Genomic DNA, 25,130 nt, shown 5'->3' on the forward strand with positions numbered 1-25,130 from the left:
CACGCCATGATGATCTCAGCCGAAGTTTCTCCCATCGCCGCCCCGGAACCCAGGGCCGGCGCCGAGCGCCGCCTGCGCACCTACCTGGTCGAAGACAATCCGACGATTCGCGAGAGTCTGCAGGCCGCGCTGGACGAACTCGTGGGCATTACGCTGGTCGGCTTTGCCAGCGACGAGCGCAGCGCCAGCGACGCACTGCTGCACCCGCAGACCGACTGGGATCTGGCCATCGTGGACATCGCCCTGCACGAGGGCACGGGCTTTGGCGTGCTGCAAGCCTGCAAGGAGCGCGACAGCGGACGCAAGATGGTGGTGCTGAGCAACTACGCTACGCCTGCGGTACGCGAACGCTGCCTGGCGCTGGGCGCGGACGCGGTGTTCGACAAGTCCACCGACATCGATGCGCTGATCGACTACTGCCGCGGCCTGCCTCAGGAGCGCTGAACGAATCGCTGCGGCCCGCGCGCGCCGCCGGTCACTGGATCAGGTGGTTCTTGAGCGCGTAATAAGTCAGGTCGCTGTTGGAGTGCAGCTGCATTTTCTCGAGCACGCGCGCGCGGTAGGTGCTGATGGTCTTGACCGAGAGCGACAGGGTCTCGGCGATCTCGCCCACGGTGGCGCCACGCGCCAGGTGCAGAAAGACCTGCAGCTCACGTTCCGAGAGCTGTTCATGCACCGGTCCCTCACCCGGGTTGCTCAGTTGCTGCGCCAGCAGCGCCGCCACGTTGGCCGATATGTAGCGGTTGCCCGCCGCGATGGTGCGCACCGCGGTGACGATCTCCTGCGGATCGCATTCCTTGTTCAGGTAGCCGTTGACGCCCATGCGGATCAGATTGATCGCGTAGTGCTCTTCGGAGTAGGAGGAAAGCACCAGAATGCCCAGGTCCGGCGCCTTGGCGCGCACCATGGTGAGCGCGTCCATGCCGCTGGCGCCGGGCATGGACAGGTCCAGCAGCATCACGTCCATTTCGGTGTTGCGCACCAGGTCTATGGCTTCGCGCGCGCTTGCCGCTTCGCCGACCACGCGCAGGTCAACCTGCTCCGAGAGAAACTGCCGCAGACCCGTGCGCACGATGGCGTGATCGTCCACAATGCCTATCGTGATCATTGCAAGCCTGCCCTCCCGGCGTGTGGCGGCGCCCCCGCGGGCCGCTCGCTCGATTCTATGCAGCCAGGCCATGACGTGCTGAATGCGCCTGCCCCCGCAGCCGCGCCGCGGCGCCTGCGCGGCACCCGCTCGCTGCGCGTGGCGCTGGTGATCGCGGTCACCTGTGCGGTAGCGCTGCTGGCGCTGATCAACCAGTCCTACCAGAAGTTCATTGACTTGAACGGCGAGCGCATCGACGTTCAGGCGGTGCGTGAGTCGGTCGACGCAATCAACAACCAGCTCGACATTGCCGAGTCGGCGCTGCGCGCGATCCTGCTGACCGACGAGCCGGTCTACCACCAGCGCTTTGACCGCACCGAAGGGCATGTGCAGGAGTTGCTCGCGCAGCTCAGCACCAGCGCCGCGCGCACCCCCTTGGATGCGGGGCCACTGATGGCGTTTGGCGCCGACGCGCGCCGGCGCATGACCGAGCTGTCGCGCGTGGTGCAGCTCGCGCGCGGCGGCAAGCCCGAGGCGGCGCTGTTCGCCGGCACCTCCGACGCCGCGGCGGATCTGCGCGCCAGCGGCGAGCGCATCATGGCCGACGCCGACGCCCTCATCGCCGACAAGAACCGCGACTTTGCGAGCTTCGTCAACTACTTCCGGCTCGCCTTCCTGGCTGCGGTCATGGCGCTGCTCAGCGGCTTCGTGCTGTACATCCAGCAGCGCTTTCGCCTACGCGAGGCCGACCTGCACGAGCGCCAGCTGCTGCTCGCGCAGCGCAGCGAGCTGGAGAGCGAGGTGCGCCGGCGCACGCAGGCGCTGGCCATGCTCGCGACTTATCTGCAGGAAGCGGTAGAGAACGAGCGCGCCCGCCTGGCGCGCGAGCTGCACGATGAACTCGGGGCCTTGATGACCGCCGCCAAGCTGGACGTGGCGCGCCTGCGCTCGCGCCTGGCGGGCGAGCCCGAACAGGTGCGCGAGCGCCTGGAGCACCTCAGGGACAGCCTGAACCAGGCCATAGCACTGAAGCGGCGCATCATGGAGGGCCTTTACCCTTCGGCGCTGCGCAACCTCGGGCTGGTGCCGGCGCTGGAGATACTGCTGCGCGAGTTTGGCGAGGCCTCGGGGTTGCAGATGCAGGTGCGGCTGCAGGCGGTCGAGCTCGATCCGGGTGCGGAGCTGACCGTCTACCGCATGGTGCAGGAAGCGCTCACCAACGTCGGCAAGTACGCCCGCGCCAGCCGGGTCAGCGTCGACATGCATGCCGACGCGGGCCGGGTGCGCGTGAGCGTGTGCGACGACGGCGTGGGCTTTGACCCCGAAGCGCTCACGCACGGCACCCACGGGTTGGCCGGCATGCGCCACCGCCTGCTCTCCTGCGGCGGCGAACTGCAGCTCAAGACGCACCCAGGCGCTGGCTGCGAGCTCATCGCACTGATTCCCTCGAGCGCCGCCGCTCCCGCCTGAAGGCCGCGCGAGCGGCCGCCCGCCGCCGCGTCAGACAGCGCCTACACGGGCGGCGCACCGCGTCCGACGCGGCAAAGCGCGCGCCGCCTATGCCGCTGGCCGCAGCCTTCTCCTATTCTGAAATCCATGCACAAAACGCAGTGCGCCAAGCCCTCCGGCATGCGCGCTGCACCATCCCTCACAACACGCAACGGAGTAAGCATGAACAAGTTGGAAGCCGCGCACAAAACCAGCGACGCGACGCAGCAGACACAAACCGCCAGCATGAGCGCCGCCGACGTGGTGGCGCCCCTGCGCGAGGATTTGCAGCCCGGAATTGACGGGCTGGAACAGAGCGGTCGCCGGCTCGCCAGCCACGGCAAGGCCTTGGCCCGCGACGCCTACGAACAGACCACCGAAGCCTTGCAGGAGGCCCATGAGCGCGCCAGCCACTGGGTGGGCGCCCGTCCCTGGCAGTCCATGGCGGTTGCCGCAGCCACCGGAGCCACGCTGGCGTTTCTGCTGGGACGCAGGCACTGAGTCAGGCCATTACCGAATCCACAGTTTGTTCAACGCAGGAGATGTCAAATGAAAGCAATACGTACCGTTCTTCTCGCGGCCATGACCAGCATGGCCCTGGTGGCCACCGGCTGCTCGGTGATCCGCGGCCAGGAAACCGCCAGCGACTACATGGATGACGCCTCGATCACGGCCGCCGTGAAGGCCAAGATGATCGAGGACAAGACCGTCGATGCCGGCGCATTCAACGTGCAAACCCTCAATGGCGAAGTGGCCTTGAACGGCTTTGCCAAGAGCGCCACCGAGCGCGCCCGCGCTGGCCAGATCGCCAGTGCCCAGAAGGGCGTGCGCGCAGTGCACAACAACCTCGTGATACGTCCGGCAAACAAGTAAGCCGGGCCATCGAGGCCATCCGATTCAACCAAGCAACAAACCATCAGGAGGTTCAAATGAACGAAGACACCATCAAGGGCAATTGGAAGCAATTCAAGGGCAAGGTCAAGGAGCAGTGGGGCAAGCTCACCGACGACGACCTCGACGTGATCGCAGGCCGGCGCGACCAGTTGCTGGGCAAGCTGCAGGAACGCCATGGCATGGCCCGCGACGCCGCTGAACAGCAGGTGAGCGACTGGGAAACCCGCAACCACTACGTCTGGTAAGCAGCCCCGCGCCGCTTGCCCCTCGGGGCGGCCGGCGCACCAGCACGGCCCTGAGCCGTGCACCCCATATTCACGGAGGTCACCATGCTCAAATGGGCCATCATTTTCGGAATCGTCTCGGTCATTGCCGGGGTGCTGGGCTTCAGCGGCCTGAGTGCCGGCACGGCATCGATCGCCAAGACGCTCTTCTATCTGTTTGTCGTCATCACGATCATTCTGATCGTGCTGGGATTTCTCGGCGTAGGCATGGTTGCCTAGCGCTGGCCGGGCCACAGGTGCCCGGTATCCGTCTCTCTCTTGCGCGCGTCGCCCGCCCCGGCCGCCGCGCGCTTTTTTGTGCGCGGTGCAACTCGCGCGGGCTATTGCGGCCCCGGCGCTTCTTGCTGCTGCGGCTGCAGTGTCTGCGGAGAACCCGGCGCCTGCGCGGCCATGCGCGTGAGCACCTGCGCCACCACGGCCGTCAAGCGCTTGGCGTAGGGCAGGTGCAGAAATTCGTTGGGTCCGTGGGCATTGCTGCGCGGGCCAAGCACGCCACAAACCATCATCTGCGCCTGCGGAAAGCCGCGGCTCAGGATGTTCATCAGCGGAATCGTGCCCCCCTGGCCGATGTAGCCGCAAGGCGCGCCAAAGTGTGCCTGGCTGGCTTCGTCCAGGGCGCTCGCAAGCCAGGGTGCCACGGCCGGGGCGTTCCAGCCATTGGCGGCGCCGTCGACGTGGAAGCTCACGCGCGCCTGGTAGGGCGCGTTGTCTTCCAGGATGCGCTGCATCTCGGCCACGCAGGCACCGGCGTCCACCGTGGGCGGGGTGCGCAGGCTGAGCTTGAATGCCGTGTAGGGGCGCAGCACATTGCCCGCGTCCTTGAGCGCTGGCAGGCCTTCGGCGCCGGTGACCGACAGCGTCGGCTCCCAGGTGCGGCGCAGCAGCGCCTGCACCGGGTCGCTCGTGGTCGCGAGCGCCTGGAGACTGGCGCCCGCGCAGTCGTAATGCGCCCAAGGGAAATTGGAAATCACCGTATCACCCAGGATGGCGGCCGCTGCCTGTGCCTGTGCCAGGCGCTCTGCCGGCACCGGTACATGAAAGCTCTCGGGCAGCAGGCGCCCGGTGCGCGAGTCTTCCAGCCGATCGAGCACCTGGCGCATGATGCGAAACGACGAGGGCACGAGGCCCGAGGAATCGCCCGAATGCACGCCTTCGGTGAGGATTTCCACCTTGAGCGTGCCGCTGGCCATGCCGCGCAGGCTGGTGGTGAGCCACAGTTGCTCGTAGTTGCCCGCGCCCGAGTCCAGGCAGACCACCAGCGCCACTTCGCCCAGGCGCGTGCGCAGCGCGTCCACGTAGGGCAGCAGGTCGTAGGAGCCGCTTTCCTCGCAGGTCTCGAACAGACCGACGATGCGCGGATGCGCCACGCCCTGGCGCTGCAGCTCCTTGATGGCAGCGACGCTGGCGTAGATGGCGTAGCCGTCGTCCGCGCCGCCGCGGCCGTAGAGCTTTTCGTCCTGAATCACTGGCGTCCACGGCCCCAGGTGGCTGCGCCAACCCTCGAACTCGGGCTGCTTGTCCAGGTGGCCGTACATCAGCGCGGTCTGGCCGCTGGCGGTGTGCGCTGCGGGCACCTCGAAGAAGATCAGCGGCGTGCGCCCGGGCAGGCGCACCACCTCCAGCGCCAGGCCCGCCACCTGCTGCTGCTCCACCCAGGTACAGGCGCGGCGCACCACGGTGTCGATATGGCCCTGGGCCTGCCAGTCGGCGGCGAAGGCCGGCGATTTGGCCGGGATCTCGATGTAGTCGCTGATCTGCTGCGTCAGGTCTTCGTCCCAGGTCTGGGCCAGACGCTCACCGGCCAGGGTGCTGTCAAAAGGGGTCATGGGGGTGTTTTCCTGAATCAAGTGGGTTCTGCGCCAGCAGGCCGGCGTGCGGGCGCGGCCTGCGCGCCGCGCAGCAAGTGCATGCGCGGCAGCGAAGCGCTTTCCACCCGGTTGCGCCCGGCGCGTTTGGCGGCGTACAGCGCCTTGTCTGCGGTTTCTACCAGATGCCCGGGCTCGTCGCCCGGTTCCAGCACCTCGGCGCAGCGGCCTATGCTCACCGTGAGCGCAATGTCTTGGCCCAGGTGGCTGCAAGGCGTGCGCTCAATGCGTTGGCGCAGCTTTTCGGCCACCAGCTGGGCGCCCGTGGCCGAGGTGGCGGGCAGCAGCACGAGAAACTCTTCGCCACCCCAGCGGCCTACCAGGTCTTGCTGGCGCAGCGGCTGCTGCAGCAAATGCGCCACGTGGCGCAGCGCCGCATCGCCGCCCGCATGGCCGAAGCGGTCGTTCACCGCCTTGAAGTGGTCCACGTCCACCAGCAGCAGCGCGTAGGGCTGGCGCTCGCGCACCGCGCGGGCGATGTCGCGCGCCAGAGTGCGCTGCAACTGGCGCCGGTTGGGGATCTCGGTCAAGGGGTCGTTGCTGGCCAGGTGCAGGTTGACCGCGTCGGCCCTGTCCTTGGTCAACAGGATGAAACCGAGCGAGGCCAGCACCAGTACCGCGTGCGAGCAGACCAGCGCCAGCGCGTCGAAGTCGCCGCCCTGCAAAAAGCCCGGGCCCGGCGGTACATGGCCGATGAACCACAGGCCGCGTGCGACCAGCAGCAGCGCCTGCACACTGAGCGCGCCGCTGAGCAGCCAGGCACCGCGCGACTGCGCCGGCCGCTGCGGGCGCCACAGCGCATGCACCACCAGCGCGATCTGCAGCGACCAGACGGTACATGTCACGAGGATGCGCGCGCGGTAGTCCTGCGCAAACCACGCCGCCAGCAGCAGCACGACCAGCACCGGCAAGGCCATGGGCGTGCGCGGCAGCGGCCGCGCGTGAAAGGCATGCACCGCGCCCAGCAGCAGCGCCAGGGCCAGACTCAGGCTGGCGTTGGCCAGCACCAGCCCCAGGCCGTCAGGCAGCAGCGCGTGCGTCAGCAAGAGCACATAGGCCAGCGCATGAGCGAGGAGCGCCAGCGCCCACAGCCCCAGGCCCTCGCGGCGCGCGGGGCGCACCACGGCGATGGCCAGGGCCATGGCCGCCGTGGCCACGATAATCATCACGAGCATCGAGGGCGTGTCGAAGCGATACGGGAGGTTCATGCGGGCCTGGAGGCGCTGCCTGCGCTGGCATCGCGCTCAAGTGTATCGGCAGCGCGCCGGCGCCGTACGGGCTGCGCGGCGCGCTCAGCCCTGCGTCGGCACGGGCGCGCTCGGGCGCAGCAGCGGCGCCTGCTCGACGCTGTTGCGCCCGCGCTCCTTGGCGCGGTACAGCGCCTTGTCGGCCGCATCCACCAGCCATTTGGCGCGGTCGCCCGGCTGCAGCGTCGCGGCGCACACGCCGATGCTGATCTGCGCCGGGATCAACCTGCCCTCGTAGCGGCAGGGCGTGTCTTGCACCAGCGCGCGCAGCGCCTGCGCCAGTCGGGTGGCGCCCTCGGCATCGGTGGCCGGCAACAGCAGCAGGAATTCTTCGCCGCCCCAGCGGCCGGCCATGTCCTGGCTGCGCAGGCGGGTGCGCAGCAACTGGGCCACGTGGCGCAGGACGGCGTCGCCCGCCAGATGGCCGCGGCTGTCGTTGATGGCCTTGAAATGGTCGATGTCGACCATCAGCACCGCATAGGCTTCGCGCTGGCGCATCGCATGCTGGGCGTCGCGCTGCAGGGTCTTCTGCAACAGGCGCCGGTTGGCAATGCCGGTGAGCAAGTCGTTGTTGGCCAGTTCGTGGTTGATGGCTTCGGCGCGGTCGCGCGTCATCAGGATGAAGCCCAGCGAGGCCAGCAAGACCACGACGAAGGCCGACAAAAAGGTGATGCTTTGCGCGCCCCCGTTGCTGGTCAAGCCCTGCGCCGGCGCCGGGTGCGTGAGATACCAGAGCCCGCGCAGCAGCAGGATTGCTGCCTCGGTGGACAGCGCCAGCGTGATCAGCATGGCGCCGCGCGGCTGCCCCGGGCGCTGGGGGCGCCACAACGCCCAGACGATGAGCGCAATCTGGATGCTCAGGATGAAACTGCTGGTGAGCAGGCGCAGGCGCAGGTCGTGCACGAACAAGGCGTTGAGCGCTGCGGTGAGCAGCACCGGCGCAAGCAGCCAGCTGCGGACCTGGGCGCGGCCATGAAACGCGGTTACCGCAGCCAGCAGCAGGGCGAAGGTGCCGCCCAGCACGGTATTGGCCAGCACCACGCTGAACCAGTCCGACACCTGGCCGCGCAGCATGAAAAGCATATAAGTGGCGGCGTGCAGCAGCAGCGCCCAGGCCCAGAAGCCCGTGCCCTCGCGCCGGGCGGTGCGCACGAAGGCCATGGCCAGCGCCATGCTCAGGGTGCCGGCAATCACCATCACCATCATGGTCGGGGTGTCGAGGGTCGGCAGCAGGGCCATGGCGCTTGGTCTGTCGTCGGGGGAGCGGGCAAAAGTGTAGCCCGGCGCCGGTTCCGCGCGCTGGCGCTTCGGTGCAAGATAGGCGCATGCAAAGACCGGCCTGGCTGCCCGATCCCTTCATCCTGACGCTCGTCGCGTTGATCGTCCTGGCCAGCTTCTGGCCGGTGCGCGGCGCGGCAGCGCAGGGCGCGGCACTGCTGACGAATGCGGCGATCGCGCTGCTGTTCTTTCTGCACGGCGCCAAGCTGTCCCTGGCCGCGGTGCTGCAAGGCATGGCGCAGTGGCGCCTGCAGGGCTTCGTGCTGGCCGTGGGTTTCGTTGCCTTCCCGCTGCTGGGCTGGGCTGCGCAGCCGCTGCTTGTACCTCTGCTTGGGGCAGACCTTGCGCGCGGCGTGCTGTATCTGTGCGTGCTGCCGTCCACGGTGCAGTCGGCCATCGCGCTCACTTCGATGGCGCGCGGCAACGTGTCGGCCGCCGTCTGCGCCGCCGCCGTCTCCAGCCTGGTCGGGGTGTTTGCCACGCCTGCGCTGGTGTTGCTGCTCATGGGCTCGGCGGTGCAGGGTTTGGACTTTGGCCAGGCGCTCGCGCGCGTGGCGCTGCAGTTGCTGCTGCCCTTTGTCCTCGGCCAGTGGGCGCGGCGCTGGCTGGGCCGCTGGGTGCAAGAGCACCGCGCCCTGCTGCGCCATGTGGACCAGTCTTCCATCTACCTGGTGATTTACACCGCCTTCAGCAAGGCGGTGGTCGACGGCCTGTGGCACCAGTTGCCCGCGCAGCGCCTGGCGTTGTTGCTGCTTTGTTGTCTGGCGTTGCTGGCGCTGGTGCTCTGGGGCTGCCATCTGGCCACGTTGCGGCTGGGCTTCGCGCCGGCCGAGCGCATCACCGCGCTGTTTGCTGCGTCGCAGAAAAGTCTGGCGACCGGTGTGCCTATTGCCCAGGTGTTGTTCGCCGGTGGCACCATGGGGGCCTTGCTGCTGCCGCTGATGGTTTACCACCAGGTGCAACTGATGGCCTGCGCAGCGCTGGCGCGGCGTTTTCAGGCGCGCCCCATGGCAGCAACCGAACCCGGAGGAACCCCATGAGCTGGCATACCCACGACGTCTTCAACCAGGTCAGCGAACTGCGCGACTACGACCTGCTGGCCACCGACCCCGCGCTGAGCGAGGCCATCCGGCGCGACGGCGCCGAATGGGCGATGCCGCAGCTGTCCCGCTACGCGCAGTTGCTGGGCCAGTCCGACACCTACGAGCTGGCCGCCATGGCCAACCGCCACACGCCCGAACTGCACGCCTTCGACACGCGCGGGCGGCGCATCGACCAGATCGAGTTCCACCCGAGCTGGCACCAGCTCATGGCGATGTACCGGGGCGAGGGTCTGATTTCGCTCACATTCAAGGAGCGCAAGGCGGGCCGCTGGACGGCCTGGGCGGCCGGTTTCTATCTGCATGGGCAGATCGAGCAGGGCACGCTCTGCCCGGCGACGATGACCCAGGCCTGCATCCCGCTGATCAAGCGCGAGGAGGCGCTGTGGGCGCAGCTGGGCGCCAAGCTCTACAGCGACGCCTACGACCCGCGCGACCTGCCCATTGCGCAAAAGGACAGCATCTGGGTAGGCATGGGCATGACCGAGAAGCAGGGCGGCTCGGACGTGCGCGCCAACACCACCGTGGCCACGCCCGTGGGCGCGGGCGGACGCGGGCAGGAGTATTTGCTGCGCGGGCACAAGTGGTTCTTCTCGGCGCCGATGTGCGACGCGCACCTGGTCGTCGCGCGCGTCGGCGAGGGCGGGCCGTTTGCCTGCTTTTACGTGCCGCGCTGGCGCCCTGATGGAAGCAAGAACGCCATCCACATCCAGCGTTTGAAGGACAAGGTGGGCAACCGCAGCAACTCCAGCAGCGAGGTCGAGTTCCACGACGCCTGGGGCATCCTGATGGGCGAGGAAGGCAAGGGCATACGCACCATCATCGAGATGGCGAGCTTCACGCGCCTGAACTGCGTCGTCGGCAGCGCGGCGATCTTGCGCCAGGCGCTGGTGCAGGCCATCGACTACGCGCGTGAGCGCCACGCCTTTGGCAAGGCGCTGGCCGATCAACCACTGATGCGCGCGGTGCTCGCCGACATGGCGCTGGAGAGCGAGGCGGCGCTGGTGCTGCTGATGCGCCTGGCACGGGCGTATGAGCGCGACGACACGCCTGCCGAGCGCGCCTGGAAACGCATGATGACGCCCGCCGCCAAGTTCTGGGTCTGCAAGCGCGGCGTGGAGCTCACGGGCGAAACCATGGAGGTGCTGGGCGGCAACGGCTACATCATGGACGGCATCGTCGGGCGCCTGTTTCTTGAGGCGCCGGTCAATTCCATCTGGGAAGGCTCGGGCAACGTCATGTGCCTGGACGTGCTGCGCGCCCTCGCGCGCGAGCCTGAAGCGGCCAAGGCGCTGCTGGCGGAACTGGCCCCGGTGGCCCTGGCGGAACCTGCGCTCAAGGCCTTGATGCAGTCGGTGACCGCGCTGCTGGCCCGCCCGCCCGAAGAACTCGAGGCGCTGGGCCGCGTGTTCGTGCAGCAGATGGTCTTGCTGGCACAGGCTTGCTTGCTGCGCCAGCACGCCCCGGCCTTCATCGCCGATGCCTTCATCGCCACGCGGCTGGGGCCGGCCGGCCTGGGCGCTCGCGTGGCCGGGGCTGTGGATTTGAGCGGGTTTGACGTGGCGGCGATTCTGCAGCGGGCGCTGCCGCAATAGCCGGCTGTGCGCCGAACGGCGTGCTCAGACAGCAGGGGGGCGGCGCAGAAAACTCCCCGACTTGCCCCCGTGCTTCTCCAGCAGGCACACGCCCTCGATCACCATGCCCCGGTCCATGGCCTTGCACATGTCGTAGATGGTCAGCAGCGCCACCTGCACCGCGGTGAGCGCTTCCATCTCCACGCCGGTAGGGCCCACGGTTTCGGTGCGGGCGCTGCATTGCACGGCGCTCTCGCCCTCCAGCAGCTCGAAGTCCAGCGCCACGCGGGTGAGGGCGATCGGGTGGCACAGCGGGATCAGTTCGCTGGTCTTCTTGCTGGCCATGATGCCGGCGATGCGCGCCACTGCAAGCACGTCGCCCTTCTTCGCGCTGCCGGCGCTGATCTGCTGCAGCGTGGCCGGCTGCATGCGGATGCGGCCGGTGGCCAGCGCGATGCGGTGCGTGGCGCGTTTGGCGCCGACGTCGACCATGTGGGCCTGGCCCTGGGCGTCGAAGTGGGTGAGCGGCGAGTCGGTCATGGCGGCGAAACCTTCAGGGGGAGCGGGCATCATACGGTTTTGCCCTGGGGACAGGTTCCTGAGTCTGGTGTGCAATATTCCAAGCAAAATCGTGCTCTAACGCTTGTGTGGCAAGCGCTGGCAGCTATCGTTATTGTTGTGGCCGCGGCGCTGCCCGCAGAGGCGCTTGCGCAGGCGCTGCCATCGCTTGGCGAGGGCGACGAGATGTCGCTGGCCAGCGAGCGCGCGCTGGGCGAGCGCATCGCCGCCGAGATCTACCGCGACCCCTCCTACGTGCAAGACCCGGTGCTGCAAGACTATGTGCAGGGGCAACTGGCGCGGCTGATCCAGGCGGCGCTCGCGCGCGGCGAGATGACCGCCGAGATGCACGAGCGCTTTGCCTGGAAGGTGATGCTGGTGCGCGATCGCACGGTCAACGCCTTTGCGCTGCCCGGGGGATTCTTCGGCGTGCACTTGGGGCTGCTGGCGGTGGTGGACGCGCCTGAGCAGCTCGCCTCGGTGCTGGCGCACGAGCTCTCGCACGTCACCCAACGCCACATCCCGCGCCTGATCGCGCAGGAAAAGCGCCAGACGCCTCTGATGATAGGCGCGATGATTCTGGGCGCGATCGCCGCCACGCGCAGCCCCGACGCGGGCCAGGCGCTGATGGTGGGCGGGCAGGCGCTGGCGGTGCAAAACCAGCTCAATTTCTCGCGCGACATGGAGCGCGAGGCCGACCGCGTGGGCCTGGCGCTGATGCAGCCCGCGGGCTTTGCGCCGCAGGGCTTCGTGGCCATGTTCGACAAGCTGCAGGCGGCCAACCGGCTCAACGACAACGGCAGTTGGCCCTGGCTGCGCAGCCACCCGCTGACCAGCCAGCGCATTGCCGACATGCATGCGCGCCTGCCGCGCGATCTGGCGCCGCCCGCGCCCGCGCCGCTCACGCACCTGATGGCGCAGGCGCGCGCCCGCGTGCTGATGCGCCCTGGCGTGGCGCAGTGGCGCCAATGGCTGGAAGACGGGCAGGATGCCGAGCTGGCCGCGCGCGCGCTGCCCCGGCGCGTCACGGTGCGCACCCAGGCGGTGCTGGCCGCCATGCAACTGGGCGAATGGAAAAACGCCCGGGCCGCGCTGCTGCTGCTGCAGGCCGACCTGCAGGGCGAGGCGCCGGCGCTGCAACAGGCGCGCTGGCTGGGCGCCGAGCTGGAGCTGGCTGCGGGCGACGCGCCCGCCGCGCTCAAGGCGCTGGGCGCGGCCAGTACAGAGCCCACGCGCGCCGAGCTGCTGCTGCGCACGCGGGTGCTGCTGGCCAACGGCCAGGGCGCTGCCATGGCCGACGCGCTGCAGACTTGGGTCAGCCTGCACCCGGCCGATGGCGGCGCATGGCAGGCGCTGTCCCAGATCTGGCGCCAGGACGCTCAAATGCTGCGCGCGGTGCGCGCCGAGGCCGAGGTGCAGGCGGCGCACTACGACTATGCCGGCGCGGTCGACCGCCTGCGCGCCGGCCAGGACCTGGCGCGCAAGAGCGCGGGCGCGCAGGATTACATCGAGGCGTCGATCATCGACACCCGCCTGGCGGCGGTCAAATCACTGCTTGAGGAACAGACGCGCGAGCGCCGACTCGATGACTAGGCCGAGCAGCGAATACAGGAGCGAACCGATCAGCGCCGCGGCAAAGCCGTGCACCTGAAAGGCCGCGCCCAGCAGGCCCGAGGCGGCCCAGAACATCAGCGCGTTGATCACGAACAGGAACAGCCCGAGCGTGACGACGGTCACCGGCAGCGTCAGGATGACCAGCACCGGGCGCAGCACCGCGTTCAGCAACCCGATGACGAAGGCCGCGCCCAGGGCGGCGGCAAAGCTGTGCACTTCAACGCCGCTGTAGAGGTAGGCCACGCACAGCAGCGCCACAGCGTGCAAGGCCCATTTGACAAGTATGCGCATGGCTTCAGGATAGCATCGCCTGGCGTGGCGCGCGGCTCAGCCGGCGGCCGGCTGCGCCGCCTGGCGCCGCGCCAGCAGCCACTTTCCGAGGGCCAGCACCAGCAGCGCGCCGGCCAGATGCGCGCCGTAGTAGATGGCGGGCGGCATGTCGGCCAGGCCATCGGCGCCGAGCGTGCCGAACTTGGGCGCCCACAGCCACTGCTCGGGATGGGTGAAGACCGGGTCGCTCACCAGCATGCCGCCGGCAATCCAGCCCAGCAGCATGCCGCCGAGCACGATGACCACCGGAAAGCGCTCCATCAGGCGCATCACCAGCGCCGAGCCGCCGACGATGATGGGCACCGAAATCAACAGGCCGAGGATGACCAGCACCAGCTCGTGCGACTGGCCGGCGTTCTTGGCTGCGGCGGCGATCGCGATCACGTTGTCCAGGCTCATCACCACGTCGGCCACGACGATGGTCTTGATCGCGGCCAGCAGCTTGTCGCTGCCCTGAATGCCTTCGTGTGCGTCTTCCTGCGGCGCAATCAGCTTCACGCCTATCCAGACCAGGAGCAGCGCGCCCGCGAGCTTGAGAAAGGGCAGCGTGAGCAGCGACATGGCAAAGACGATGAGCACCACGCGCAGCGCGATCGCCGCCGCCGTGCCCCAGACGATGCCCTTGGTGCGCTGCGCCGGCGGCAGCTTGCGGCAGGCGAGCGCGATCACCACCGCGTTGTCGCCGCCCAGCAGGATGTCGATGACGACGATCTGCCCCAGCGCTATCCAGAAGGGCGCATGCAGAAAAAATTCAAGATCCATGGTTGCTCTGTCCAAAAAAACCCGGCGCCCCGCTTGCGGCGGTGCCTTCCGGTGGGGTTGCGGGTTTTCCGGCAGGGCCTGGGGGCAAATCACGTGCCTTGCGCACACGGACACCTTGGGCCGGGCACGGATCGCCCCGGGGCCCAAGGGTCTTGCTCGGCGCCGCACTTGCTGCGCCTGACGGGCCGGAAGCGCGCAACGCGCTTCGTGATGACGGCCCTGCCATCCGCCCGCGCCGGCACAGGCCGCGGCGGGCGGGGAGCTACTCCCCCTTGAAGGGTGCGCATTAGACCACAGCGCGGCCTATGATGCCCGCATCACCGTCTCCATTGCTCACCGCATGCAGCGCCTGACCCAAGCCCCGAACATCGCGATCGCCACCGTCTGGCGCGATCTGCTGTGCGAGGCGGGTTTTGCCGCGACGGTGCAGCGCCAGTACCTGAGTTCGGCCGCCGGGCAGTTGCCGCCCAGCGAATGCCTGCCCGAGATCTGGCTGGAACACGCCGAGCACCTGCCCCAGGCGCGCGCGCTGCTGGCCGAGCTGCGCCGCCTGCCCCAGCGGCGCTGGTGCTGCCCCTCCTGCGGCGAGATGGTGGAGGGCGGCTTTGAGCAGTGCTGGAACTGCGGCGCGCTGATGCCGCGCTGAAGGCCGCGCCTACTGCCAGCGCAGCGGCTCCAGCATCACGCTGGCCCGGGCGTTGCCCAGGGTGAGCACGCCCTCCTGCACGGTCGCCTGCAGGCTCATGTTGCGTTCGGCCAGGCTGGCCAGCTCGCGCGCTGGCGCATCGGGCAGGCGCCAGACCTGCAGCTTGGCCAGGCGCGCGAGCTTCGGCCCCATCGCGCGCCACCAGATGTCGGCGGCGCCCTGGTAGGCGTAGACCAGCACCGCGTCGGCCTGGCTGCAGGCCTTGAGCAGCGGTTTTTCCTCGGGCTGGCCCACCTCCAGCCACAGCCGGGTGCGGCCGGTGAAGTCGCGCAGCAGCACGTCGGGCTCGTCCGGGTTGGACAGGCCGGCGCCAAAGCCCAGCTGCCCGTCGCCGCCGCACAGCTCCTGCAACTGGTGCGCCTGCAGCGCCAGCGCGGCCAGGCGCACCATCATGCGTTCGTCGGTTTCGCTCGGGTGGCGCGCCAGGGTCAGCGCATGGTCGGCGTAGTAGCCGTGGTCGATGTCGGCCACGGCCAGTTGTGCCTTGAAGATGGTGGATTTGAGTGCCATGGGACAAGCTGCTGCGCGCTGGTTTCACGCCCTCGCCGGCGGGGGTGGGGCACGGCGCGCCGCCGCACCCGGAGCCGGTAGACGGGCCGGCCCCGATCCCGGCCTTCCCCCGGCGGTGGAAGAAGCGGGCATCAGGCCCGGCGCGCCAGCTCGGCCGCCTTGCCGATGTAGCTGGCGGGCGTCAGGGCCAGCAGCCTGTCCTTGTCGGCGCGCGGGATGTCCAGGCCGGCGATCAGCGCATGCAGCGCCTGGGCGTCGACGCTCTTGCCGCGCGTGACGGCCTTGAGCTTTTCGTAGGCGCCAGGCACGCCGTAGCGGCGCATCACGGTCTGGATGGGTTCGGCCAGCACCTCCCAGGCGTGCTCCAGGTCTTGCGTCAGGCGCTCTTCGTTGAGCTCCAGCTTGGCCAGGCCGGTGGCCAGCGAGCCATAGGCCAGCACCGCATGGCCCAGCGCCACGCCGATGTTGCGCAGCACGGTGGAGTCGGTCAAGTCGCGCTGCCAACGGCTGATGGGGAGTTTTTCCGCCAGATGGCGCAAGAGCGCGTTGGCCAGGCCCAGATTGCCTTCGGCGTTCTCGAAGTCGATCGGGTTGACCTTGTGCGGCATGGTGGACGAGCCGATTTCGCCCTCCTTGAGCTTTTGCTTGAAGTAGCCCAGGCTCACATAGCCCCAGACGTCGCGCGAAAAGTCGATCAGGATGATGTTGGCGCGGGCGATGGCGTCAAACAGCTCGGCCATCCAGTCGTGTGGCTCGATCTGTATGGACCAGGGCTGAAAGGCCAGGCCCAGACCTTCAGGCTCGGGCGACTCGACCACGCGGCGGGCAAAGGCCTCCCAGTCGAAGTCCGGCCAGGCCGCAAGATGGGCGTTGTAGTTGCCGACTGCGCCGTTCATCTTGCCCAGGGGCCGCACGCCGGCGATGCGCTCGCCGGCCGTCTGCAGGCGCACCAGCACGTTGGCGATCTCCTTGCCCACGGTGGTCGGGCTGGCGGTCTGGCCATGGGTGCGGCTGAGCATGGGCACATCGGCGTACTCGTGCGCCATGGCGCGCAGCGTGGCCATGATGGCTTGCAGCGCGGGCAGCAGCACCTGGTCGCGCGCGCTCTTGAGCTGCAGCGCATGGCTGGTGTTGTTGATGTCCTCGCTGGTGCAGGCAAAGTGCACGAACTCCGCCGCCTGCTCCAGCGCCGGGCGGCCCTGGAACTGCGCCTTGATCCAGTATTCGACCGCCTTGACGTCGTGGTTGGTGGTTTTCTCCAACTGCTTGATCGCGGCGCAGTCTTCTTCATCAAACCCGGTCACAAGGCCCTGCAGATACGCGCGATCAGCTTCCGAAAGAGGAGCAAATTCGGCAAAACCGGCGTCCGACAAGGCGATGAACCAGGCGACTTCCACCTGCACCCGCCGGTGCATGTAGCCGTATTCGCTCAGCAGCGGGCGCAAGGGGGCGAGCTTGGCGGCGTAGCGCCCGTCCAGAGGTGACAGCGCGGTCAGGGCAGAGGTTTTCATGGGCGGCGATTGTAGGAGCGGGCCCCGAGGCGAGCTTGCCCGCGGCGCCCCCGGGGCATGGGCAGTCTCTCTAGAATGTCTGCATCCATCACAGCAGCGCTCTGCCCGGCCGGGCGGCGGCCTTCCATGAAGCTCATCGGAACCCTGACCAGCCCCTACGTGCGCAAGGTGCGTGTGGTGCTGGCCGAGAAGAAGCTCGATTGCCAGTTCGAACTGGACAATGTCTGGTCCGAGGACACCCGCATTGCCGATTCCAACCCGCTGGGCAAGGTGCCCTGCCTGCTGCTGGACGGGGGTGATGCGATGTTCGACTCGCGCGTGATCGTGGAGTACCTGGACACGCTCTCGCCCGTGGGCCGGCTGATACCCGCGTCGGGGCGCGAACGCGCCGAGGTCAAGACATGGGAGGCGCTGGCCGACGGCGTGCTCGATGCCGGCGTGCTCGCCTGGCTGGAGGCGAACTGGCCGGGACGCGCGCCGGGCGAGCGCAGCAGCGCCTGGCGCGAGCGCCAGCTCGCCAAGGTGCGCGCCAGCCTGCAGGCGCTGGAGCAGGGCCTCGGCGAGAAGCCGTTTTGCGTCGGCATCCACCTGAGCCTGGCCGACATCGCCGTGGGCTGCGCGCTGGGCTGGCTTGCGTTTCGCCTGCCCGAGATCGATTGGCGCGGCGCCCACCCCCATCTGGCGCGGCTGCACGACAAGCTGGCCGAGCGCGCAAGTTTTGCCGAAACCCTGCCGCGCCTGGCCTGAGGCGCGCGCAAGCCGCGCCACAAACCACAAGGCGCGCCTTCAACAGGTGAAGGCGCGCCTTGTGTGCGCATAAAAAAGCCGCGAAGCGCCCTGAAACGAAGGAAGAGAGGGAGGGAGGAGAGGCCGCCTCAGGATTTCAACCGGGTTGCCGGAAGGCTTCGCAACTGTAAAACGTCAGATTCGTCCGTGTGATGCTACTGCAGAACCTGCTCTGCCGCTGTCCTGTTCTGGGAGCGGGGCAAAAAGCCAAAGTTCCACGCGCACGTGGGGAATATTTGTTTCGCACAGGTTTCAGAAGTCACGAGGGCGACAGTTTCGCCCGCGGTCCGCGGACTCCGGCCGGGGCCGCGCGGCCTTGCTGCAGCCGGCCTTGCGCGCGCCTTTGCGCCCAGCCTGCGGCCGGCGCGCCAGGCGTAGTAAGCACACCTCAGCGCGGAGCGGCGGCGCCGGGGTCGGCTTTGGCGCGGTGCAGGCCGCGCGCGATCCAGCGCTCGAAGTCGTCCACGTAGGTGAACACCGCAGGCACCACCAGAAGACTGAGCACGGTCGACGTCAGCAGGCCGCCGATCACCGCCATCGCCATGGGCGAGCGAAAGCTCATGTCCGCATCGCCCAGGCCCAGCGCCACCGGGGCCATGCCAGCGCCCATGGCCAGCGTGGTCATGATGATGGGGCGGGCGCGCTTGTGGCAGGCATCCAGCAGTGCCGCGAGCCGCTCCATGCCCTGCTCGCGCTGGGCGGTGATGGCGTACTCCACCAGCAGGATGGAATTCTTGGTGGCAATGCCCATGAGCATCACCAGCCCGATCAGCGAGGGCATGGAAAAGCTCTGGTGCGCGAGCAGCAGCGCGACGAAGGCCCCGCCCAGCGACAGCGGCAAGGCCACCAGGATGGTGAAGGGCTGCAGCAAATCCTTGAACAGCGTGACCAGCACGATGTAGATGCAGACCACGCCGGTGAGCATGGCAATGCCGAAGCTGCCGAACAGCTCGGTCATCATCTCCGCATCGCCCACGTCCACCAGCCGCACGCTGGCGGGCATGTTCTGGATGGCGGGCAGCTCGCGCACCGCCTGCGTGACCTCGCCCAGGCCGCGGCTGCCCAGCTCGATCTCGAAGCGCACGTTGCGCGCGCGGTCGTAGCGGCGAATCACCGCCGGCCCGCCCGAGAGGCTGAGCGTGGCCACCTCGCCCAGGCGCACCGGGCCCTTTTGCCCCGGCACCTGGAGGCGCTCGAGCACCGAGAGGTCTTCGCGCGCCGCGTCATCGAGGCGCACCACGATGGGCACCTGGCGCTGGGCCACGTTGAGCTTGGCCAGATTCTGCTCGTAGTCTCCGACGGTGGCCACGCGCAGGGTTTCGGCGATTGCGGCGCTGGTCACGCCCAGATCGGCCGCGCGGGCAAAGTCGGGCTGCACGTAGATCTCGGGGCGCACCAGGCTCGCGGTGGAGGTGACGCCGCCAATGCCGGCGATGGTGCGTATGCCGCGCTCCACCTCGCGCGCGCTGCGGTCCAGCGCGGCCGGGTCGTCGCTGGAGAGCGTCATCATGTATTTGTCGTTGGAGCCGCCCAGGCCCACGCGCACGCGCGCGCCGGGCAGGTCGGCCATGGCGGCGCGCAGGCGCTCTTCCATTACCTGCTTGGTCGGGCGTTCGCCGCGCGGCGTCATGCGCAGCGTGAGCGTGGCCTTGCGCGGGTCGGCCGCACCGGCGCCGGTGGCGGGGTCGGCGCCAGCGCTGCCCCCGCCTATGGTGCTGTAGATGGTTTCGATGTGCCCGACCTGCATGGCTCGGCGCGTGGCTTCGATGACCAGGGCCTCGGTCTCGGGCAGCAGCGTGCCCGGGGGCAGCTCCAGATTCACCTGGGTCTGGGCGTTGTTGTCCGCCGGCATGAAGCCCGAGGGCAGCAGCGGAATCAGCGCGAGCGAGCCAATGAAGAACAGCAGCGCCAGCACCAGCGTGGTGAAGCGGTGGTGCAGGCACCAGCCCACCGCATGCATGTAGGCGGTGAGCCAGCGCGGCTCGCGGTGCGCCTGCTTGACCGGCTTGAGCAGGTAAGCGCACATCATGGGCGTGAGCATGCGCGCGACGACGAGCGAGGCGAACACCGCCAGCGCCGCCGTCCAGCCGAACTGCTTGAAAAAGCGCCCGGGAATGCCGCTCATGAAGGCCGTAGGCAGGAACACTGCGATCAGCGTGAAGGTAGTGGCGACCACTGCCAGACCGATCTCGTCGGCCGCCTCCATCGCCGCCTGGTAGGGGCTCTTGCCCATGCCCTGGTGGCGCACGATGTTCTCCACCTCGACGATGGCGTCGTCCACCAGGATGCCGACCACCAGCGACAGCGCCAGCAGCGTCAGGATGTTGATGGAAAAGCCCAGGTAGTGCATGCCCACGAAGGCCGGAATCATGGACAACGGCAGCGCCACCGCCGAGATCAGCGTGGCACGAAACGAACGCAAAAAGAGCCACACCACCACCACCGCCAGAGCAGCACCTTCGTAGAGCAGGCGCATGGAGCTGTCGTACTCCTCCTGCGCGATGTCCACGAAGTCCACCGTCTTGGTCAGTTGCAGGTGCGGGTAGTCGGCCTCGAGCTGGCGCAGCACCTGTTGCACGCCCGCGCCCACCTCCACTTCGCTTGCGCCCTTGCTGCGCGAGACCTCAAAGCCGATCACCTTGCTCTCGCCCAGCAGCGCGGCGGCGCGGGGCTCGGCGTGGGTGTCCTGTACGCTGGCAAGCTGGTCCAGGCGCACCGTGCGCCCGCCCGCCAGCGGGATCTGCAGCGCGGCGATTTCCTCGGCGGTGCGCACCGTGGCCAGGGTGCGCACGGGCTGCTCGTTGCTGCCCAGGTCGGTGCGCCCGCCGGCGCTTTCCAACTGCACCATGCGCAGCTGGCGCGAGACATCGGCGGCCGTCGCGCCCAGCGCCTGCAGCTTGAGCGGATCGAGCAGCACCCGCACCTCGCGCGTGACGCCGCCCACGCGCGCTACCGCACCCACGCCGGGCACCGCCAGCAGGCGCCGCTGCAGCGTGTCGTCGACGAACCAGGACAGGGTCTCGTCGTCCCAGCGGCTCGAAGCGATCGCGTAGGCGAGGATGGGCTGGCTGTTCAAGTCGAACTTGGCGATGACCGGGTCGCGCACGTCGGCCGGCAGGTCGGCGCGCACCCGGGCGACGGCGGTGCGCACGTCGTCCACCGCCTCCTGGCCGGGCTTTTCCAGCACGTATTCGGCGGCGATGCTGACCATGCCGTCGGTCAGCGTGCTGGTGATGTGCTTGAGCCCTTGCGTCGTCGCAATCGCGTTTTCCAGCCGCTGCGCGACGTTGCTCTCCAGCTGCTCGGGCGCTGCGCCGGGCAGGGCGGCAGTGACGATGACCACCGGCAGGTCCATGTCCGGGAAGTTCTGCACCTTCATCGAACTGAAGGACAGCAGCCCTGCCAGCGTCAGCAGCACGAAGGCCATCGCCGCTGGCACGGGGTTGCGTATGGCCCAGGCGGAAACGTTCATGGCTTACTTTGTTTTTGTAGCTGCTTGCGCTTTGTTGGCGGGCGTTTGGGCCGGATTTTGTTCAGATTCCTGCACCACCCGCACCAGGTCGCCGTCGTTCAGGAAGGTGCCGCCGCGCTGTACGATGCGCGCGCCCTCTTGCAGCCCTTCGGTGATTTCCACGCGCTCGCCGCTGCGCTGGCCGGTGTGCACGCGCTTGAGGATCACGTGGTCGCTGCCCTGCAGCTCGAAGACGCTCGGAAAGCCGTCGCGCACCACCACGGAGGCGAGCGGCACCGTCAGCGTCTGCCGCTCGCCGAGCACGAAGCGGCCGCTTGCGTACATGCCGGCGCGCAGGCGCGGGTCGGGCGGCAAGTCCACATAGACCAAGGCGTTGCGCGTGGCCACGTCTACCGTCGGGCCCAGCATGCGCACCTTGCCCTGCACCTGGCCGCCGCCCGGGGTGCTGACCAGGGCGCGCACGCCAGGCGTGAGCAGCGCCAGGTCGGCGGCGCCGACCTCGGCGCGCCACTCCAGACGCCCCTGGCGCACCATGCGAAAGAGCTCGGTGCCCGCGCCCACCACCGCGCCCACCGTGGCGCCGCGCGCCGAGATCACGCCGGCGTCGGGCGCGCGCACCTCGGTGTGCGCCAGGCGCAGCTGCTGCGTGCCCAGCTGCGCCTTGGCCGAGGCCACGCTGGCCAGCGCGCTCTGCTCGGCGGTGGCGTATTGCTGTATCTGCTGCTGGCTCATCGCGCCGCTGCCGGCCAGCGCGCGGGCGCGCTCGGCATTGGCGCGGGCTTCGGCCACCGCCGCTTCGGCCTGCTGCACGGCCGCGCGCGCCTGCGCCACGTCGCCCTGCACCAGGTCGGTGGCAAAGCGCGCCAGCACTTGGCCCTTGCGCACCACATCGCCCACGTTGACCAGCACCTCGGCAATGCGCAGGCCGCCGATCTCGGCGCCTATGCTCGCCTCCTGCCAGGCGGCAATGTTGCCGTTGGCAGAAAAGTGCGCGGTCAGCTCGGTGCGCTCGGCGGTGGTGGTGGTCACCGTCAGCGCCGGCTGGGCTTTCGGCGGGGCGTCTTGCGCCAGGCTCGCGCGACAGCCAAGCGCGGCGAGCAGGGCGATCGCTGGGAACAGGGAGGGCGGCATGGGCGGCAAAAAATGCAAAACCGCTAGTGTCGCATGCAAGCCGCATGCGGGTTGCCGCGCAGCCCGGCAGGCTGTCGCCCCGTCCGCCTCCGCGTTCTGCACCGCGCTCGCCGGGGCAAGCACGCCGCGCGGCGTGATGCCGGCAAGCGCGGTGACCGGGCCTTGCGCGCCGGGCAGGTTCGGGCGGATGCTAGAGGGGCTGATGCTGCACCGCAGCAAAGGTCGCGTCCCAGAGCGCCAGCACGGTGTGGCGCTCCATCGCCAGCAGGTCGGGCGCGACGCGCGTGGCTTCCTCGTTGAGCCGTGCGCGGTGCTGCATCTGGCGCAACTGGCGGTAGGCATTGGCCGCTGCATGGCCGACGCCCGCGGGCAGCAGCCCGGCCTGCTCGGCGCGTTCGAGCAGGCCGATGTTGCCCTTGTTCTCGCGCAGTTCGGGGTGCTCGCGCGAGTGGGCGAGCACCAGGTATTGCACGGCAAACTCCACGTCCACCATGCCGCCGCGGCTGTGCTTGACGTCAAACAGCGCGGGGTGTCCGCGGTGGGCGCCGTGCAGGCGCTCGCGCATGGCGATGATCTCGCTGGCCAGCTGCACCAGGTCGCGCGGTGCGGTGATCACCGCCTCGCGGATGGCGTCAAAGCGCTCGCGCAGCACGGGCGAGCCGAGCACGCAGCGCGCGCGCGTCATCGCCTGATGCTCCCAGGTCCAGGCGGTGTTGCTGCCGCGCTGCTGCTGGTAGGCGGCATAGGCGTCAAACGAGGTGACGAGCAGGCCGGAATTGCCGTTGGGGCGCAGCTGGGTGTCGATCTCGAACAGGTCGCCCTCGCCGGTTTTCACCGTCAACCAGGACAGCAGCTTGCGCACGAAGGCGGGGTAGATCTCCGCCGCCTTGTCGTCCGTGTCGTCGTAGGCAAACACCAGGTCCAGGTCGCTGCCATAGCCCAGTTCCTTGCCGCCGAGCTTGCCGTAGCCAATGATGGACAACTGCGGGCGCTCGCGGTGGCGGCCCTTGAACAGCTCCCAGCACCACTGGGTGGTCACGGCCAGCACGCTGTCGGCCAGCAGCGACAAGTCGTCGGCCACCTCTTCCACCGTCAGCCGTCGGTCCACGTCGCGCGCCAGGGTGCGAAACACCTCGGCGTGGTGCGCGCGGCGCAGCAGATTGAGCAGGGTTTCCTCGTCGTCTTCGCCGGTGGAGCGCAGCGAGGCGCGCCGCTCCTGCAGCTCGCGCGTGAAGGCGCTGGCGTCAAAACGCTCGACGAACAAGGCCTCGCTGGCCAGTTCGTCGATCACGCCCGGGTGCTGCTGCAGGTAGCGCGCCGGCCAGCGCGCCGCGCCCAGCAGCGTGAGCAGGCGGCGCAGCACCAGCGGGCGCTCGACCAGCAGCGCCAGATAGCTTTCGCGGCGCAGCAGCTGCTCCAGCCAGTCCAGCAGGCGCAGCGCCCCCTCTTCGGTGGCGCCGCCCTCGGTCAGCCATTGCCCCGCCTGGCGCAGGATGCGCATCAGCCGCTCGGTGGACTTGTCGCTGAGCTGGCGCACGCGCGGCTGCTGGTGCCAGTCCTGCATGCGCCGCCCCACGGTGGCCGGCTGGGCTTCGATCACCGCGTTCCAGTCGGCCGGCGGCTCCTCGCGCTGGCGGCAGCCCGGGCCTGAGCAGGTTTTCTTCTCGGGCCCGCCCAGGAGCGCGTCGAACTCGTGCGCCACGCGCTCGCGGTGGGCGTCGAGCTCGCGCAGGAATTCGCAACTGCCCATGCCCATGGTGTGCGCGATCCAGCCCAGGTCGTGGTCTTGCGTGGGCAGCACATGGGTCTGCTGGTCGTCCAGGTACTGGATGCGGTGCTCGACCTGGCGCAGGAAGACGTAGGCCTGGGCCAGCGCCTCGCTGCTTTCCTGCGGCATCAGGCCGGCGCGCGCCAGGCGCTGCAACGCCTCCAGCGTCGGGCGGCAGCGCAGCTCGGGGAATTGCCCGCCGCGCACCACCTGCACCAGTTGCACGGTGAATTCGATTTCGCGTATGCCGCCGCGCGAGAGCTTGACGTCGTTGGCGCGCTCGGGGTGGCCGGCGCAGCGGCGCTGCGCTTCCTGGCGGATCTGGCGGTGCAGCACGCGCAGCGCATCGAACACCGCATAGTCCAGGTAACGCCGGAACACGAAGGGCAGCACCACCTGGCGCAGCGCCTGCACGTTGGGCGAAGCGATGCAGGCCGTGGGCGCGACCACGCGGCTCTTGAGCCAGGCAAAACGCTCCCATTCACGCCCCTGCAGCCGCAGATAGTCCTGCAGCGCCGCAAGCGACATCGCCAGCGGCCCGGAGTTGCCGTGCGGGCGCAGCGCCAGATCGACGCGAAAGACGAAGCCGTCCTGCGTCTGCTCGCCAATCAGCGCGCTGATGCGCCGCACCGCCTGCACAAAGTATTCGTGGTTGGAGATGCGCCCGCGCCCGTCGGCCAGGCCGGCGGTTTCGCCGTCGCTTTCATAGATGCAGATCAGGTCGATGTCGCTGGAGACGTTGAGCTCGCGCGCGCCGAGCTTGCCCATGCCCACGACCCAGAGCTGGGCCACTTCGCCCGCGGCGTCCAGCGGTGCGCCATGTTGCGCGTCGAGCTGCTCGCGTACCTGCAGGCAGGCGCGGTCCAGCGCCAGCTCGGCCAGCGTGGTGAGGGCGGTGCAGATGTCTTCCAGCGGCGCCTGGCGTTCGCAGTCGAGCACCATCAGGCGCTCGACCACCAGCTGGCGCAGCACGCGCAGCGCCCCCGCGAGGTCTTGCCCCCGTGCCTGCAGCGCGTCGCAGCAGGCGGCCATGGCGGCGCGGTCGGGCAGACCGGGCGCCAACAGGGTCCAGACCTCGGCATAGCGCCGGTGCAGGCGCTGGTACAGGCGCGAATGGGCGGCAAGACCAGCGGTGTGGACCGTGGTCTGTGGCGAGGTGCTCATG

At 68.9% G+C, this 25,130-nt stretch carries 23 protein-coding genes; 11 read left to right on the forward strand and 12 right to left on the reverse strand.

The window, feature by feature from the left end; translation table 11 throughout:
* Nucleotides 1-6 precede the first annotated feature (6 nt).
* The gene (locus tag KUD94_RS12455; RefSeq protein WP_370625870.1) at nucleotides 7-444 is read left to right on the forward strand and encodes a response regulator; all 438 of its coding nucleotides are present in this window, start codon (nucleotides 7-9) and stop codon (nucleotides 442-444) included.
* A 31-nt stretch (nucleotides 445-475) separates the two neighbouring features.
* Here the strand turns inward: KUD94_RS12455 and KUD94_RS12460 are convergent, their stop codons facing one another.
* Entirely contained in the window at nucleotides 476-1,108 is a 633-nt protein-coding gene (locus tag KUD94_RS12460) for a response regulator transcription factor (RefSeq protein WP_218237510.1), read from the reverse strand.
* A gap of 57 nt (nucleotides 1,109-1,165) precedes the next feature.
* Here KUD94_RS12460 and KUD94_RS12465 point away from each other — a divergent pair, with 57 nt between their 5' ends.
* The 5 genes from KUD94_RS12465 (at nucleotide 1,166) to KUD94_RS12485 (ending at nucleotide 3,972) form a co-directional block, all read left to right on the forward strand.
* Nucleotides 1,166-2,557 (forward strand): histidine kinase, encoded by a 1,392-nt coding sequence (locus KUD94_RS12465; protein WP_218237511.1) that lies wholly within the window; start codon nucleotides 1,166-1,168, stop codon nucleotides 2,555-2,557.
* Between the two features lie 201 nt (nucleotides 2,558-2,758).
* Nucleotides 2,759-3,076: a DUF883 C-terminal domain-containing protein gene (locus tag KUD94_RS12470; protein WP_218237512.1), complete on the forward strand. Its 318-nt coding sequence runs from the start codon at nucleotides 2,759-2,761 to the stop codon at nucleotides 3,074-3,076.
* Nucleotides 3,077-3,124: 48 nt separating this feature from the next.
* Nucleotides 3,125-3,448: a BON domain-containing protein gene (locus KUD94_RS12475; protein WP_218237513.1), complete on the forward strand. Its 324-nt coding sequence runs from the start codon at nucleotides 3,125-3,127 to the stop codon at nucleotides 3,446-3,448.
* 56 nt (nucleotides 3,449-3,504) lie between these two features.
* Entirely contained in the window at nucleotides 3,505-3,714 is a 210-nt protein-coding gene (locus tag KUD94_RS12480) for a CsbD family protein (RefSeq protein ID WP_218237514.1), read from the forward strand.
* An 84-nt stretch (nucleotides 3,715-3,798) separates the two neighbouring features.
* Nucleotides 3,799-3,972, forward strand: a complete 174-nt coding sequence (locus KUD94_RS12485; protein WP_218237515.1) for a DUF1328 domain-containing protein — start codon at nucleotides 3,799-3,801, stop codon at nucleotides 3,970-3,972.
* A gap of 101 nt (nucleotides 3,973-4,073) precedes the next feature.
* On the opposite strand, the gene KUD94_RS12490 is transcribed toward KUD94_RS12485, so the two are convergent.
* The 3 genes from KUD94_RS12490 to KUD94_RS12500 form a co-directional block, all read right to left on the reverse strand.
* Nucleotides 4,074-5,579 carry a M20/M25/M40 family metallo-hydrolase gene (locus KUD94_RS12490; RefSeq protein ID WP_218237516.1) on the reverse strand — a complete coding sequence of 502 codons (1,506 nt, stop codon included), beginning with the start codon at nucleotides 5,577-5,579 and terminating at the stop codon, nucleotides 4,074-4,076.
* Nucleotides 5,580-5,596: 17 nt separating this feature from the next.
* Nucleotides 5,597-6,826, reverse strand: a complete 1,230-nt coding sequence (locus tag KUD94_RS12495; RefSeq protein WP_218237517.1) for a GGDEF domain-containing protein — start codon at nucleotides 6,824-6,826, stop codon at nucleotides 5,597-5,599.
* 84 nt (nucleotides 6,827-6,910) lie between these two features.
* The gene (locus tag KUD94_RS12500) at nucleotides 6,911-8,104 is read right to left on the reverse strand and encodes a GGDEF domain-containing protein (RefSeq protein ID WP_255568827.1); all 1,194 of its coding nucleotides are present in this window, start codon (nucleotides 8,102-8,104) and stop codon (nucleotides 6,911-6,913) included.
* An 86-nt stretch (nucleotides 8,105-8,190) separates the two neighbouring features.
* On the opposite strand from KUD94_RS12500, the gene KUD94_RS12505 reads away from it, so the two are divergent.
* Together KUD94_RS12505 and KUD94_RS12510 are read left to right on the forward strand one after the other, a co-directional pair.
* Entirely contained in the window at nucleotides 8,191-9,183 is a 993-nt protein-coding gene (locus KUD94_RS12505; protein WP_218237518.1) for a bile acid:sodium symporter family protein, read from the forward strand.
* A complete protein-coding gene (locus KUD94_RS12510; protein WP_218237519.1) occupies nucleotides 9,180-10,838 on the forward strand; it encodes an isovaleryl-CoA dehydrogenase in 1,659 nt (552 codons plus the stop codon). Before KUD94_RS12505 ends, KUD94_RS12510 begins: the two co-directional genes overlap by 4 nt.
* A 24-nt stretch (nucleotides 10,839-10,862) precedes the next feature.
* On the opposite strand, the gene moaC is transcribed toward KUD94_RS12510, so the two are convergent.
* A complete protein-coding gene (moaC, locus tag KUD94_RS12515; protein ID WP_218237520.1) occupies nucleotides 10,863-11,357 on the reverse strand; it encodes a cyclic pyranopterin monophosphate synthase MoaC in 495 nt (164 codons plus the stop codon).
* A gap of 69 nt (nucleotides 11,358-11,426) precedes the next feature.
* On the opposite strand from moaC, the gene KUD94_RS12520 reads away from it, so the two are divergent.
* Nucleotides 11,427-12,968 (forward strand): M48 family metalloprotease, encoded by a 1,542-nt coding sequence (locus KUD94_RS12520; RefSeq protein ID WP_370625871.1) that lies wholly within the window; start codon nucleotides 11,427-11,429, stop codon nucleotides 12,966-12,968.
* Here the strand turns inward: KUD94_RS12520 and KUD94_RS12525 are convergent.
* Together KUD94_RS12525 and KUD94_RS12530 are read right to left on the reverse strand one after the other, a co-directional pair.
* The gene (locus tag KUD94_RS12525; protein ID WP_218237521.1) at nucleotides 12,924-13,280 is read right to left on the reverse strand and encodes a phage holin family protein; all 357 of its coding nucleotides are present in this window, start codon (nucleotides 13,278-13,280) and stop codon (nucleotides 12,924-12,926) included. The two genes, KUD94_RS12520 and KUD94_RS12525, sit on opposite strands and share 45 nt — an antisense overlap.
* Nucleotides 13,281-13,316: 36 nt before the next feature.
* A complete protein-coding gene (locus tag KUD94_RS12530; RefSeq protein WP_218237522.1) occupies nucleotides 13,317-14,081 on the reverse strand; it encodes a TerC family protein in 765 nt (254 codons plus the stop codon).
* Between the two features lie 340 nt (nucleotides 14,082-14,421).
* Between KUD94_RS12530 and KUD94_RS12535 the strand changes: the two genes are divergently transcribed.
* The gene (locus KUD94_RS12535; protein ID WP_218237523.1) at nucleotides 14,422-14,727 is read left to right on the forward strand and encodes a DUF2007 domain-containing protein; all 306 of its coding nucleotides are present in this window, start codon (nucleotides 14,422-14,424) and stop codon (nucleotides 14,725-14,727) included.
* A gap of 9 nt (nucleotides 14,728-14,736) precedes the next feature.
* On the opposite strand, the gene KUD94_RS12540 is transcribed toward KUD94_RS12535, so the two are convergent.
* Both KUD94_RS12540 and purB read right to left on the reverse strand, forming a co-directional pair.
* Nucleotides 14,737-15,297 (reverse strand): YaeQ family protein, encoded by a 561-nt coding sequence (locus KUD94_RS12540; protein WP_218237524.1) that lies wholly within the window; start codon nucleotides 15,295-15,297, stop codon nucleotides 14,737-14,739.
* A gap of 131 nt (nucleotides 15,298-15,428) precedes the next feature.
* Entirely contained in the window at nucleotides 15,429-16,808 is a 1,380-nt protein-coding gene (gene purB / locus KUD94_RS12545; protein ID WP_218237525.1) for an adenylosuccinate lyase, read from the reverse strand.
* Nucleotides 16,809-16,934: 126 nt separating this feature from the next.
* Between purB and KUD94_RS12550 the strand changes: the two genes are divergently transcribed.
* Entirely contained in the window at nucleotides 16,935-17,555 is a 621-nt protein-coding gene (locus KUD94_RS12550; RefSeq protein ID WP_218237526.1) for a glutathione S-transferase N-terminal domain-containing protein, read from the forward strand.
* 427 nt (nucleotides 17,556-17,982) lie between these two features.
* Here the strand turns inward: KUD94_RS12550 and KUD94_RS12555 are convergent, their stop codons facing one another.
* From KUD94_RS12555 to glnE, 3 genes are all read right to left on the reverse strand, one after another.
* Nucleotides 17,983-21,066, reverse strand: coding sequence for an efflux RND transporter permease subunit (locus KUD94_RS12555; RefSeq protein ID WP_218237527.1), 3,084 nt, complete (start codon nucleotides 21,064-21,066; stop codon nucleotides 17,983-17,985).
* A gap of 3 nt (nucleotides 21,067-21,069) precedes the next feature.
* A complete protein-coding gene (locus tag KUD94_RS12560; protein WP_218237528.1) occupies nucleotides 21,070-22,197 on the reverse strand; it encodes an efflux RND transporter periplasmic adaptor subunit in 1,128 nt (375 codons plus the stop codon).
* A 190-nt stretch (nucleotides 22,198-22,387) separates the two neighbouring features.
* Nucleotides 22,388-25,129, reverse strand: coding sequence for a bifunctional [glutamate--ammonia ligase]-adenylyl-L-tyrosine phosphorylase/[glutamate--ammonia-ligase] adenylyltransferase (gene glnE / locus KUD94_RS12565; protein WP_218237529.1), 2,742 nt, complete (start codon nucleotides 25,127-25,129; stop codon nucleotides 22,388-22,390).
* Nucleotide 25,130 lies beyond the last annotated feature (1 nt).

The organism is Comamonas sp. NLF-1-9 (assembly GCF_019195435.1).
GTDB lineage: Bacteria > Pseudomonadota > Gammaproteobacteria > Burkholderiales > Burkholderiaceae_C > Comamonas_C.

What these genes read in the sequence shown, in the direction of transcription:
- KUD94_RS12530 (WP_218237522.1), bottom strand. Translation starts at nt 14,081, where the DNA reads ATGGATCTTGAATTTTTTCTGCATGCGCCCTTCTGGATAGCGCTGGGG.
- glnE (WP_218237529.1), bottom strand. Translation starts at nt 25,129, where the DNA reads ATGAGCACCTCGCCACAGACCACGGTCCACACCGCTGGTCTTGCCGCC.
- KUD94_RS12485 (WP_218237515.1), top strand. Translation starts at nt 3,799, where the DNA reads ATGCTCAAATGGGCCATCATTTTCGGAATCGTCTCGGTCATTGCCGGG.
- KUD94_RS12510 (WP_218237519.1), top strand. Translation starts at nt 9,180, where the DNA reads ATGAGCTGGCATACCCACGACGTCTTCAACCAGGTCAGCGAACTGCGC.
- KUD94_RS12475 (WP_218237513.1), top strand. Translation starts at nt 3,125, where the DNA reads ATGAAAGCAATACGTACCGTTCTTCTCGCGGCCATGACCAGCATGGCC.
- purB (WP_218237525.1), bottom strand. Translation starts at nt 16,808, where the DNA reads ATGAAAACCTCTGCCCTGACCGCGCTGTCACCTCTGGACGGGCGCTAC.
- KUD94_RS12500 (WP_255568827.1), bottom strand. Translation starts at nt 8,104, where the DNA reads ATGGCCCTGCTGCCGACCCTCGACACCCCGACCATGATGGTGATGGTG.
- KUD94_RS12525 (WP_218237521.1), bottom strand. Translation starts at nt 13,280, where the DNA reads ATGCGCATACTTGTCAAATGGGCCTTGCACGCTGTGGCGCTGCTGTGC.
- KUD94_RS12540 (WP_218237524.1), bottom strand. Translation starts at nt 15,297, where the DNA reads ATGGCACTCAAATCCACCATCTTCAAGGCACAACTGGCCGTGGCCGAC.
- KUD94_RS12560 (WP_218237528.1), bottom strand. Translation starts at nt 22,197, where the DNA reads ATGCCGCCCTCCCTGTTCCCAGCGATCGCCCTGCTCGCCGCGCTTGGC.
- KUD94_RS12535 (WP_218237523.1), top strand. Translation starts at nt 14,422, where the DNA reads ATGCAGCGCCTGACCCAAGCCCCGAACATCGCGATCGCCACCGTCTGG.
- KUD94_RS12455 (WP_370625870.1), top strand. Translation starts at nt 7, where the DNA reads ATGATGATCTCAGCCGAAGTTTCTCCCATCGCCGCCCCGGAACCCAGG.
- KUD94_RS12555 (WP_218237527.1), bottom strand. Translation starts at nt 21,066, where the DNA reads ATGAACGTTTCCGCCTGGGCCATACGCAACCCCGTGCCAGCGGCGATG.
- KUD94_RS12495 (WP_218237517.1), bottom strand. Translation starts at nt 6,826, where the DNA reads ATGAACCTCCCGTATCGCTTCGACACGCCCTCGATGCTCGTGATGATT.
- KUD94_RS12465 (WP_218237511.1), top strand. Translation starts at nt 1,166, where the DNA reads ATGCAGCCAGGCCATGACGTGCTGAATGCGCCTGCCCCCGCAGCCGCG.
- KUD94_RS12460 (WP_218237510.1), bottom strand. Translation starts at nt 1,108, where the DNA reads ATGATCACGATAGGCATTGTGGACGATCACGCCATCGTGCGCACGGGT.
- KUD94_RS12505 (WP_218237518.1), top strand. Translation starts at nt 8,191, where the DNA reads ATGCAAAGACCGGCCTGGCTGCCCGATCCCTTCATCCTGACGCTCGTC.
- KUD94_RS12480 (WP_218237514.1), top strand. Translation starts at nt 3,505, where the DNA reads ATGAACGAAGACACCATCAAGGGCAATTGGAAGCAATTCAAGGGCAAG.
- KUD94_RS12550 (WP_218237526.1), top strand. Translation starts at nt 16,935, where the DNA reads ATGAAGCTCATCGGAACCCTGACCAGCCCCTACGTGCGCAAGGTGCGT.
- KUD94_RS12470 (WP_218237512.1), top strand. Translation starts at nt 2,759, where the DNA reads ATGAACAAGTTGGAAGCCGCGCACAAAACCAGCGACGCGACGCAGCAG.
- KUD94_RS12490 (WP_218237516.1), bottom strand. Translation starts at nt 5,579, where the DNA reads ATGACCCCTTTTGACAGCACCCTGGCCGGTGAGCGTCTGGCCCAGACC.
- moaC (WP_218237520.1), bottom strand. Translation starts at nt 11,357, where the DNA reads ATGACCGACTCGCCGCTCACCCACTTCGACGCCCAGGGCCAGGCCCAC.